This is a genomic window from Catenulispora pinistramenti, assembly GCF_018274385.1.
GTDB classification, from domain to species: Bacteria; Actinomycetota; Actinomycetes; order Streptomycetales; family Catenulisporaceae; genus Catenulispora; species Catenulispora pinistramenti.
In genome coordinates, this window is record NZ_JAAFYZ010000295.1 from 1 (window position 1) to 11,073 (window position 11,073).

Below are 11,073 nucleotides of genomic sequence, written 5' to 3' on the forward strand. Positions count from 1 at the left end.
GGTCGCGTCGGCAGGGCTTCGCCTACAGTGCCGGTGGCCGGGGGTCAAGTTCGCGCTGCACGAAACCGCCGCCTACCTGCATGTCCGCCGCGCGCGGACTTTACCCCCGGACACCGGTGCTGTACCCCCCGGGCTGACGACGCGACCGAGGGGAACGGACCGCACCACCCCACAGGCCGCCGCCGCTGAGACTAGATCGGCCACCCTAGGGAACCGCGCTAGTTTCCCTGAGGTTGCCGAGGCCCGCCGGAGGCCCGGCTCTTCATCACAGTCTTTGACCTTGCTCTTGATCTGGCCTGTGCCCGTGCTCTGACTTGCTGGAGTTGAAGAGGCCTGAGTTGCGGCGGGGTTGTGCACGCGCGAACTGGCAGCCGACAAACACACCCACCACCTCGAACCCCGAACCGGCACAACTATGACCGAAGGCGTAAAAAGCATTTGAAACCCACACCCCAACCGCAACCCGGCCCACAAACTGCAACCCCAAAAAAGATCCGAACCCAACACCCCAAACCGACCCCCTACCTCACCCCGCCAGAAATCTAGCGAAACCGCACCGGATAGTCGATGACGACCGCACCGCCGGTGGCGTAGTTGGCGACATCGGCGGCCACCCGCCGGCCTTGCGGTGTCGCCCGCGCCGCGGCCAAGGCGGCGGCGTCGGCGAAGTCGCCTTCGAAGACCGCGAACGGCGCTTCTCCGTTGGTCGCCGCCACGTCGAAGCTGTAGCGCCACGCAAGCAGGCCGGGCCAATCCATGATTAGTGGAAGGTGGTTGGTCACGTAGTAGTCGCGGAAGTGGTCAGGGTCGGCGGGCTTGGAATACAGGACGACCACCTTATGCATGACGGCCTCCGTTGCGATGTCCCAGTCCTGCGGTCGGTTGAATCGTCATATGCGCAGGCTAGGGCTTGGTATGTGGTCGAGGGAAAGATCGGTAGGGGATAGCCTCAGAACGGATCGTTATCAATCGGCGGGGAGGGCACGTGGCGCCGGATACGGTGAGCCTGCGGTACTTCCTGGTGCTGGCGCAGGAGTTGAACTTCACCCGCGCGGCCGCATGGATCGGTATCGCACAGCCCGCACTCAGCGCCCGGATGCGCCGACTGGAGGCGGAACTCGGTACGGCCCTGCTGGTCCGCGACACGCGTAGCGTCGTATTGACCACGGCCGGTGCGGCTTTGGCGGAGTCCGCGCCGCCCGCGCTGGCGGCGCTGGACCGGGCCTGGGACACCGCCCGGAGCGCGGCGGCCGGTGAACTGGGCACGCTGCGCATCGGATACAGCCTCAGCACCGGGGCCGAGACGGTACCGGCGCTGGTGGACAGGCTGATTCGTGAAAACAGCGGACTCGAGGTCGGCGCGGTCCCGATGGCGACACCCGAGATCTCCCCCGCGGTCGCCGACGGCCGCATCGATGCCGGGGTCACCCGCGGCGAACAGCCGGGCCGCGGCGTGCGCCGGTTCCTGCTGCGGCGCGCGCGCATCGGGGTCCAGCTGGCGCAACATCATCCGCTGGCCGAACACCTGGAGATCGAGATCGCCGACGCGGCCGCGTATCCGCTGCGGCTCCCGGACCGTGCGGCCAACCCCGTGATCCACGATCAGCTGTCCGCACTGTTCCGAGACACCCGACCACACCCCCGATTCCACACGCCCGCAGTCTCTTTCGACATGTCTCAGCGCGACCTGTGCGACGGGATCACCCTCGCCCCGGCCGGAGAAGCCGCGGCCACGGCACCACCGGCCGGTCTCACCTGGCGACCGCTGCGAGGCGCGCCCAGCCTGACGATCCACCTGGTCCTCCCCCGCGAGCAGTCGCCACTACACCGCCGCATCCGTGCCGTCGCCAAAACCCTGGCGCACGAGCTGCACTGGCTGCCGGACTGACGCGCAAGGGGTCAAGCGCGACGGACGTCTGCGGTGGCGGGGCCGAAGACCGCAGCAGATGAATCGAGACCCATCTGCTCCACGGACGCGGCGACGTCACCCACCAGCCTTCGCGAACAGCTGCCGAACCACCACCACCGACCTGCTGAGGGCTTTCCCCGAGGTCGCTCCGCGACGTCCCGCGGCCGGCCCGCGAGGTCTCGATTGCGCAGGAAAACTGCGCAGGTTACCTGTACAGGTAGCCTGCCTTTTTGCTACCGTTGAGGCGTGCCGGGGACGGACTCGACACGGACCACAGGAAACGGAGCTGATCGTGTCGGACGAGATTTCCTTTCTGGGCGTGGGCGACCTGCTGATCGACCGCGCCGCACCCAGGACCGTCTTCAGGCATGTCGCTGAAGTGATTCAGGCTGCCGACATCGCATTCGCCAACTGCGAGCAGATGTACTCCGACCGGCTGGAGAACCCCGTGTCGCGGCATCCGTCGCATTCGGATCCGGACAACATCGACGCCCTCGAATTCGCCGGCTTCGATGTGCTGTCGCTGGCGAACAACCACACGATGGACTGGGGTGGGGACGCGCTCATCGACACGTTGTCCAGGCTCAGGGCTCGCGGGTTCCAGCCCGTCGGAGCAGGCGCCGACCTCGCCGAGGCGCGCAGGCCGGTCTGCCTGGAGGCGAAGGGCGTCAAGGTCGGTTTCCTGGCGTACGGGAACACGGGCCCGGAGACCTACGCGGCCGGTGAGGGCAACGCGGGCTATGCACCCGTCCACGCCTGGACAGAGCACGAAACAGTGGACCGGCAGGCGGCTACCCCCAAGCTGATCCGCTCCGGAGCCGACCCGGCCGAACTCGCGAGGATGGTCGAGGATATCAAGGCCCTCAAACAGACGTGCCACGCCGTGGTCGTCTCCTTCCACTGGGGAGTGCACTTCGCTCCGCGCGTCATTCCCGACTACTGCTATGAGATGGGCCGTGCGGCGGTCGACGCCGGAGCGGATCTCGTTCTCGGCACGCACCCGCACATCTTGAAGGGTGTCGAAACCTACCGGGGCAAAGTGATCTTCTACTCGACAGGGAACTTCGCGCTGGAACTCGGCCCGTCGCACTCCGCGGACGAGAACGCGGCTCTCGCGCTGAAGAAACTCCACAAGCTGTACGGCGTGCGACCGGACCCGGGATACCCCACCTACCCGATGCACCCCGAGTCCAAGGCCTCGATCATCGTGAAGGCCTCGATCTCCCGTGGCGGGATCGAACGCGTCGGCTATATACCGGTCCACATCAACCGTCATGCCGAGCCCGAGATCGTCGGCCAACTCGATCCGCGCGGCCAGCAGGTCTTCGACTATCTGCGCAGCGTCACCGAGAGCGAACAACTCACCTGCGTCTTCCGGTGGTACGGAGACGAGGTCGTCATCGACACATCCGTCAGCGCATAGGGCCCGGCCTGATACCGGGCCGGCGGGAGCTCAGCTGTCCGCGAGCCGTTCCATGATCGCCACTGCCTCCGCCAGCGTCCGGTGCTCGGCGGGCGAGAGGTTCCGCTCGATGGCGGCCGCGAGCCACGCGCCGCGAACGGCGGGGATGCCCGCCAGGAGCTCGCGGCCCGAGGCGGTGATCGAGACGAGCGCCTTGCGCCCGTCCGTCGGATCCGGGCTCCGGGTGACCAGCCCTTCCCGCAGCAGCACGGCGACCGTCTCAGCCATCGACTGGGGGCGGACGTGCTCGGCCGCGGCCAGAGCGCTGGTCGTCGCGGGCCCCTCGGCGGCGATCCGACCGAGGGTCGCGATCTGCGACCACGTCCAGCGCCGGTCAGCGGGCGCGGACTCGGTCCGCAGCCGCGCTCGCAATCGGACCATCGCGTACGGAAGCCGGCGAGCCACGTCGTCGGGGAGCGGGGCTGTCACGGATGGGCACTCTATGTCCCGGTTCCGGGGATCACCAGCCGACCTGTTCAGGCAGTCGCTCAGATCAGGCCCCGGGCCTTCAGTACGCGTCGCTCCAGCGGTACGAACAACACCTGGTTCACCGTGACGCCGACCGCCAGGATCAACACGATCGCGGCGAAGGCGCCGGCCATGTCATTGCTGTCCTGCGCGTTCTTCAGCAGGAACCCGAGCGAGTGTCCCAGCTGCGCCGACTGCACGATGATCTCGGCCGCCAGCAATGACCGCCACGCGAATGCCCAGCCCTGCCGCAGTCCGGCCAGGTAGCCCGGCAGAGCGGCGGGTAGCAGCACGTGGCGCACCGAGGACAGGCCTCGCGCGCCGAGGTTGCGGCCGACCCGCAGGTACAGCGGCGGCACCTGGTCGAGCCCTGATACCACCCCGACCGCGATCGACGGCACCGCGCCGAGCAGCACCACGGCGTAGAGCATCGACGGCTGCGGTCCGAAGAACATCAGCGCCGGCGGGACCCAGGCCACGGAAGGCAGCGACTGAAGGCCGGACAGGATCGGTCCGACGCCGGCGCGTACCGGCTTGAAGCGACCGACCAGCAGGCCCAGCGGGGTGCCGATCACGAGGGAGGCCGCGAAGCCGACCGCGCCGTGCTCCACGCTGTGGCCCACGGCCGTCCACGCGTCGCCGCCGCTGAACGTCTCCTTGAGCGACGTGAAGACCTCCGACGGCCCCGGCAGCTTCCAGTCCGGCCAGATCTTCGCCAGATAGAGCGCCTGCCAGATAGCCAGGATCAGGGCGATGGCGAGGACCGGCGGGTAGGCCGAACGCAGGATGCGTATCAGCCTGCTGACTTCGTGCTCTGTCGTGGCGTCCAGCGCGTCGAGGCCGGCCTCGACGGTCGCCAGCGCGTCAGCGGGCCCGGCGGGTCCGGTGGTCCCGGTGGACTCAGCGGTCCCGGCGGGCTCCGTGGCGGCAGCGGCCTCGGCGGCCTCGGCGGTCCCGGCACCCGCAGCCGTCTCAGCGGCCATGGCGACTGATCTCCTGACGCAAGTGATCGGTGATCTCCACCGACAAGTCGGCGACGGCCTTGTCCTCGACCCGCCGCGGCTGCGGGATGTCCACGTGCCATTCGTGCGCGACCCGGCCGGGTCGGCTGGACAGCAGCACCACGCGCTGCCCGAGCCGCACCGCCTCGCGCACGTTGTGGGTGACGAACACCACCGCGAGCCCGGTCGTCTCCCACAGCCGGATCAGTTCCTCGTGCAGCACGTCCCGGGTGATGGCGTCCAGGGCGGCGAAGGGCTCGTCCATCAGCAGGACCTTGCTGTCCTGGGCCAGCGCCCGGGCCAGTGCCACGCGCTGTCGCATCCCGCCGGAGAGCTGGTGCGGCCGTTTGTCGTACGCACCGCGCAGTCGGACCAGGTCCAGCAGCCGCTCGGCCTCGGTCCGGCGCTCCCGCTTGCCGGACCGGCCGCGCAGCCGCAGCGCCAGGTCGATGTTCGCCCCGGCGCTCAGCCACGGGAACAGCGCCGACTCCTGGAACATCAGCGCGGCGCGGCCGGACGGGACGTCGACCGTGCCGCCGGAGGGTTTGTCGAGGTCGGCGATCAGGTTCAGCAGCGTGGACTTGCCGCAGCCGGAGGCGCCGAGCAGGCACACGAACTCGCCCGGCGCCACGCTCAGGTCGATGCCCTCCAGCACCGGGGCGCCGCCGTCGCGGAACGTCTTGGTGACCTTGGTCAGGCGCACCGCGGCTTCGGCGCTGACCGTGGTGGTGCTTCCCGTTTCCGTCTCGACGGCGGCGGTCATGAGGTGCCCCCTGTTACTTCTGGCCCAGGCCGGCGTCGGAGACGGCGCTCTGGCCGTTCTTCGTCAGCTCGGCGTTGAGGATCGACAGATCGAAGATGCCGTGCAGGTCGGTCTTCTTCAGCAGGTCCACGGCGACGGCGTGGTCCAGTGCGGTCTGCAGGGTGGACGCGTCCGGGTCGTTGGTGACCTTCTGCTCGGTGAAGGACCGGGCGATCTCGGCGTCCGTCAGCGCCTTGCCGGTGAGCCGCTTGAGCTCGGAGTTCACCAGCTTCTGCGCGTTGGCCGGGTCCGAGGTGATCCAGGCGTTGGCCGCGATCTGGCCGTCGATCAGGGCCTTGACGGTGTCCGGGTGCTTCTTCAGGAAGTCGGTGGACACCACCAGGTTCGTGGTGGCGAACTGCCCGTTCGGCCACAGGTCCTTCTCGTCGACCAGCACCTTCGCTCCGGCCTCGGCGACCAGCCGCGAGGCCCACGGCTCCGGCAGCCACGCGCCGTCGATGTGCCCGGCCTTGAACTGGTCCAGCGTGGTGGCGTTGTCCTGCGGGTCGACCGAGACGTCGCCGGTGCCGTCCGGGTTGGCGGTCAGGCCCTGCTGCTTGAGCCAGTAGCGCAGGGCGACGTCCTGCGTGTTGCCCTTCTGCGGGGTGGCCAGCACCTTGCCCTTCAGCTGCGCGGCCGAGGTGATGGACGGCTTGACCACCAGCTCCGCGCCGCCGGTCGTGGCGCCGGCGACGATCCGCAGCGCCTCGCCGTGGGACTGTACGTAGGCTGACAGCGCCGAGGAGGGCCCGACGTACGCGGCGTCCAACTGCCCGCCGAGCAACGCGGTCATCTCGGCCGGACCGGCGTTGTAGATCTGGGTCGAGAGCTTGGTGGTGCCCAACGCCTTGGCGAAGTCGCCGTGCGCCACGCCGACCATCGCGGTGGCGTGGGTGACGTTCGCGAAGTAGCCGAGCCGCAATTGCGAAGCCGCGGTTCCGCCCGAGGCCGCCGCGGCGGCCGACGAACCGCTCTTCGACGATGATGACGACGACCCGCACGCGGCGGCCGATGCGACGATCCCGGCGGCGATGCCCAACGCCGCGGCCGAACGGATCAGAGTCTTGATGCGTAGCACAGGAAGGCTCCCGAAAGGATCGCCGGGCAGGCCGGCGGGCAGCGGCTCAGGCGCTGCGCGAGAGGGGGAAAGGGGATGGATCAGCCTGATCAAAGCTGCGGCGAACAGCAGGCGCTGGACAGCCGTCCGAAGTCGACGTGCCGTCGACTGACTAGGGCTATTCCATCGCGGGACATGGCTAGAGAGTGGCACGGATTTCGAATACTCGTCTATTTCCCGTCCAATATACGGACACTGAAAACCTCGGGCCGACAAGCATTTCTGGAGCAATTTATTTCTGGGTCCGAATGTTTTTCTGTCCAACGGATCGCCGGCGGTGCGGCCGGGCCTGATCGGCGGACGATCGGGGGGACGGCCCGCGCCGCGAGTGGGGCTAGCCCCATTCCGGGTCCCGCGGCCGCTCAGCAGAATCGATCACATGAAGCCCATGGCCCGACGTGCCGCAACCCTCGCCCTCACCTGCTCCGCCCTCGCCGCTGTGACCATCGGCGTCGTCGGCGGCGGCCAGGCCTTCGCCGCGAGCGCCACGACCGCCGGCACCACGACCGCCGGCACCACGACCGCGTTCCCGCCGCTGAACCGCGCCGCGCTCCAGGCCGCCATCCAGACCCGGCCCACCGACGGCGCCGCCGGCGCGATCGTCCGGGTCGCCGAGCCGGGCCAGCTCTGGCAGGGCGCCACCACCGACAGCGAGACCGGCCGGTCGATCGCGCCGAACGCGCACTTCCACATCGGCAGCATCTCCAAGACCTTCGAGACCGTCGTCATCCTGCAACTGGCCGCCGAGGGCCGGATCGACCTGGACCAGACCGTTCAGCACTACATGCCGGGCCTGTTGCCGGACACCTTCGCCCCGATCACCGTCCGCAACCTGATCACCTTCACCAGCGGGCTGCCGGACGTGGACGAAGGCGCCCCGGCCCTCACCGCCGACCAGACCATCGCCGACCGCTACAGCTACCGGACCTTCGACCAGATCATCCAGCAGACCCTGCGCCCCACCGGCCGCCCCTGGCCCGGCCCGCACTTCGCGCCCGGCACCGAGCAGGAGTACAACTCCCTCGGCTTCCGGATCGGCGGCGCGCTCATCGAGCAGATCACAGGCCGCTCCTATCGGCAGGAAGTCACCGACCGCATCCTGAGGCCGCTGCACCTGACCCAGACCACCGTGCCCGAGACCGACCCGGTGATGCCCAAGCCCTACCTGCACGGCTACATGACCGATGATGAGGGCACGGCTGTGGACGTCAGCGAACAGGGCGGCGACCCGTCCAACATGATCTCCACTCCCGCCGATCTGGACCGCTTCATCAGTGCACTGATGCAGGGCCGCCTCCTGCCCCCGGCGCAGCAGAACGAGATGTTCACCCTGCCGCTGAACAGCCAGGGCCAGCCGGTCCCGTTCGTCGGCGGCACCTCCTGCCCGCAGGTCGCCTGCTTCGGCGCCGGCCTGATGTCCACCCGGCTCCCGAACGGCGTGGTGCTGTGGGGCAAGACCGGCCACGACGACGGCTACGCGAACGGCATGTTCGCCACTCGGGACCTGTCGATCCGCGCGGTGTACTCGGTGTCCAACCTCAGCCTGGACTTCGGCGCACCGACGCCGTTGTCGAACCGGCTGATCGCGGCGGTTCTGACCCCGGCTTCGTAGGGCGGGACGACTGCGACGGCCCGGCGAGCCACGACCGCCGCCCGCATCGCCGGGCGGCGGTCTGGGCTGTGTGCGGCTCGGCAGCCCGAGTCAGCCGCGTCTCACGACTTGCCTCACGACTTGCCTCACGACTTGCCTCACGACTTGTAAGCCACCCGCCGCTCGTCCCCGAACATCCCCATCAACCAGTGCCCTGTAGCGCTCCAGCCCAACAGCCGGCGACCGTGCGTGCTGCCGCCGTCTTCGGCGAAGTCCTCGCCGGCCAGGACGTCCTCGAGCCCGGCGATGACCGGCTTCAGCGTCCGGCTCACCGATCGGCCCGCCCGCGTCGCGGTGTCGCGCAGCCCGGCGTGCAGCGCGGTCAGCTCCGCCTCGTCGAGCAGCGAGGCGTAGAACACCATGTGCCGCCACGCGTAGGCCATGTCCTTGATGACCGGCAGCACCCGCGGGACCCGCTCCAGTCGCTCGGCCAGCAGGCACACGTGCTCGAACGCCCGCCGCGCCGCCGTCGCCCAGCCGCCGTCCGGCACCACGCCGACGGCTCCCGCCAACGTCGCCAGGTTGTGCGTGGTGAGGATCTGAGCCTGTTCGATGACCATGCCGTTGCGTGCCACCAGCGACCGGTGGCTCGGCGGCAGATGGGCACGATCCCGGCACAGGGCGCCGAACGCGTTCGCGATCGGCGCGCCGCCGTCGGGCTGCCGCGGAACGCTCATCGCCAGTAGGACGTCGTAGTCGATGCCGTAGTAGTCCTCATAAAGCGTGTTCGCCAGCAGCCTGCCGGCCGACTGTGCCGCCTGGAGATACTTGACGGTGAAGTCGCCCATGAAGATGTCCGCCGCCAACTCCTCCACCCACGGCAGCCGGGCATCCGCCTCGCCGCTCAGCGCCGCGAACTCCCGCACCAGCGGGTTCGGCAGCAGCGTGGCCGGGAAACCGGCGAGGGCCTGCGAGGCGACGCGACGCAGGGTGCTGACCATATCAGCGCGGTAGGCGTCGCCTGTCTCGCGCAAGCCCTGGAGGGCGACCATCCACGGCAGCTCGCCGATCCGCACCTGGTGCTGGTAATCGAGCAGCAGCAACGACCGGCGGTTCCGGAAAGCGCTGTAGTGCCGCGACATCAGGGTACGAAGAGACGGATCGCGGTAAGCGTCGGCCGAGTGCGAGCCGACGATCTCCGGCAGCAGCTCCGCCACCACTTCGAGCGAGCCGACCACCCCCGCGTCGATCAGCTCCGCGACGGTCCCGGCGGTCGCCTGGCGGACCAGGCGCGCGACGGCGTTCGGGACGACGAACGTGCGGCCGTCCTCGACCGTGATCGGAGCGAGTGCCGCGGACACGTCCCGCAGCCCCGCGCCCTGCGGCAACGGCGCGAGCCGGGCGTCGACCATCTGCGCGAGCCGGGCATGCGTGGGACGCGCGGCGACGCCGGCCTGGGCCGCCCGCAAGGCCGAGTGCTCCGCACCACCGGGCATACCGCGCCGACGCACCATGGAGTCCACGGCGTGCTGAAGCAGCCCACGCTGGCGCGCCGACAGCTCCCGGTCGGTCAGCGCCTCGGTGAGCGCGGCCAGCAGGATCGCCAGGTTCTCCTTCGGTTTGCGGTGCTTCGTGCACCAGGTGTGCTCGGCGGCGAGGATTCGGTAGCGGGCAAGCAACTCAGTGGCCTGATCGCGCCACTCCGGCGTGAACGACGCGCCGACCCGGCCGCCGACATCCGTCCGCAGCCACAGGGCCAGCACCTCGTCGCTGAACGGATTCCACACGCTCAGCGCCTCGTTCATCGCCGCGATCCGCGGATTCGCCGGACGCCGGGCCAGCGTGGCCCGTACCTCGCCGACCGTCTCGCGCTGGACCACCTCGGGACCATGATCGGCGTCGGTGGTCTCGTCGGAGGCCGCGGTGCGCTCGGGGGTGAACCGCAGCCGGTCGGCGAACGGGGCCAGCGTCGCCAGCAGTTCCTGCAGGTCGCCGTTGTCGCCGTTGTCGTCGTGGCCGTCGTGGCTGTCCTGGCCGTCCTGGCCGTCCGCGATGTTCCGCGCCAGCCACGCGACCGCCAGCAGCGCCGCGGCCTCGGGCACGTCCACCCGGTAGGCGCCGTTGTCGAGCAGGGCCTGCAACTCGGCCAGGCCCGGCTCCGACAGGAAGTAGGCGAACAAGGCGATCCGCGTGGCGGGGATCCCCACCCGCTCGGCGACCGCGATCTCGTCGGCGGTCAGTGGGCCGCCGGCGAGGGCGGGGCCGGTCGCGAACCCGCCCCGCACCACGTCCGGGGTCACCCATGCGGGCAGCCCGGCCGTGGGCGTCCGCGACCCGATCGTCAGGGTGCCGTCGGCCAGCCCGGCCAGCACCGCGGTCCACTTGCGCAGGCGCTTGACGGCCCGCGTCCGCGTGGCCTCGTCCCCGTGAGCCCCGGCGGTGGTCAGCGCCTTGGCCCACTGGCCGTACGCGTACCCGCCGGAGACTGTCATCTTCTCGTCCATAAGCCGACGTGGCGGGAACCGCCCCCGCACCCTCCAGGTCCGAAGCCTGGTGCTCTCGCTGATTGAGCTACACGCCGCGAAGGTCTGGAACTCTAGATGAATGAGTCCGAAGTTCAGGCATGTCAGTGGTAGCTATGCGGTCTGGCCGTTGGTGTCGTGGGTGTCGTCTAGGGTCGGTTGTATGAAGATCGTCCACGAGGTCGCGATCATTGTTCTCAC

General features: G+C 69.4%; 9 protein-coding genes and 1 tRNA gene. 3 read left to right on the forward strand and 7 right to left on the reverse strand.

Annotated elements, in window-relative coordinates:
• Window positions 1-542: 542 nt before the first annotated feature.
• On the reverse strand, window positions 543-845 hold the full coding sequence (locus KGQ19_RS44225; protein ID WP_212020872.1) for an EthD family reductase: 303 nt from the start codon (window positions 843-845) through the stop codon (window positions 543-545).
• A gap of 140 nt (window positions 846-985) precedes the next feature.
• Here KGQ19_RS44225 and KGQ19_RS44230 point away from each other — a divergent pair, with 140 nt between their 5' ends.
• Both KGQ19_RS44230 and KGQ19_RS44235 read left to right on the forward strand, forming a co-directional pair.
• Entirely contained in the window at window positions 986-1,888 is a 903-nt protein-coding gene (locus KGQ19_RS44230; protein ID WP_212020874.1) for a LysR family transcriptional regulator, read from the forward strand.
• A gap of 313 nt (window positions 1,889-2,201) precedes the next feature.
• On the forward strand, window positions 2,202-3,332 hold the full coding sequence (locus tag KGQ19_RS44235; protein WP_212020882.1) for a CapA family protein: 1,131 nt from the start codon (window positions 2,202-2,204) through the stop codon (window positions 3,330-3,332).
• Window positions 3,333-3,362: 30 nt separating this feature from the next.
• Here the strand turns inward: KGQ19_RS44235 and KGQ19_RS44240 are convergent, their stop codons facing one another.
• The 4 genes from KGQ19_RS44240 to KGQ19_RS44255 are packed head-to-tail and all read right to left on the reverse strand — an operon-like array spanning window position 3,363 to window position 6,720.
• Window positions 3,363-3,800, reverse strand: a complete 438-nt coding sequence (locus KGQ19_RS44240) for a MarR family winged helix-turn-helix transcriptional regulator (RefSeq protein ID WP_212020883.1) — start codon at window positions 3,798-3,800, stop codon at window positions 3,363-3,365.
• Between the two features lie 59 nt (window positions 3,801-3,859).
• Entirely contained in the window at window positions 3,860-4,822 is a 963-nt protein-coding gene (locus KGQ19_RS44245; protein ID WP_212020885.1) for an ABC transporter permease, read from the reverse strand.
• A complete protein-coding gene (locus tag KGQ19_RS44250) occupies window positions 4,812-5,603 on the reverse strand; it encodes an ABC transporter ATP-binding protein (RefSeq protein ID WP_212020887.1) in 792 nt (263 codons plus the stop codon). Before KGQ19_RS44250 ends, KGQ19_RS44245 begins: the two co-directional genes overlap by 11 nt.
• 13 nt (window positions 5,604-5,616) lie before the next feature.
• Window positions 5,617-6,720 carry an ABC transporter substrate-binding protein gene (locus KGQ19_RS44255; protein ID WP_212020888.1) on the reverse strand — a complete coding sequence of 368 codons (1,104 nt, stop codon included), beginning with the start codon at window positions 6,718-6,720 and terminating at the stop codon, window positions 5,617-5,619.
• A 418-nt stretch (window positions 6,721-7,138) separates the two neighbouring features.
• Here KGQ19_RS44255 and KGQ19_RS44260 point away from each other — a divergent pair, with 418 nt between their 5' ends.
• Entirely contained in the window at window positions 7,139-8,371 is a 1,233-nt protein-coding gene (locus KGQ19_RS44260) for a serine hydrolase domain-containing protein (protein WP_212020890.1), read from the forward strand.
• Window positions 8,372-8,508: 137 nt separating this feature from the next.
• Here the strand turns inward: KGQ19_RS44260 and KGQ19_RS44265 are convergent, their stop codons facing one another.
• Entirely contained in the window at window positions 8,509-10,842 is a 2,334-nt protein-coding gene (locus KGQ19_RS44265; protein WP_212020892.1) for a hypothetical protein, read from the reverse strand.
• A 15-nt stretch (window positions 10,843-10,857) separates the two neighbouring features.
• Window positions 10,858-10,931 (reverse strand) — tRNA-Arg (locus KGQ19_RS44270).
• Between the last annotated feature and the right edge of the window lie 142 nt (window positions 10,932-11,073).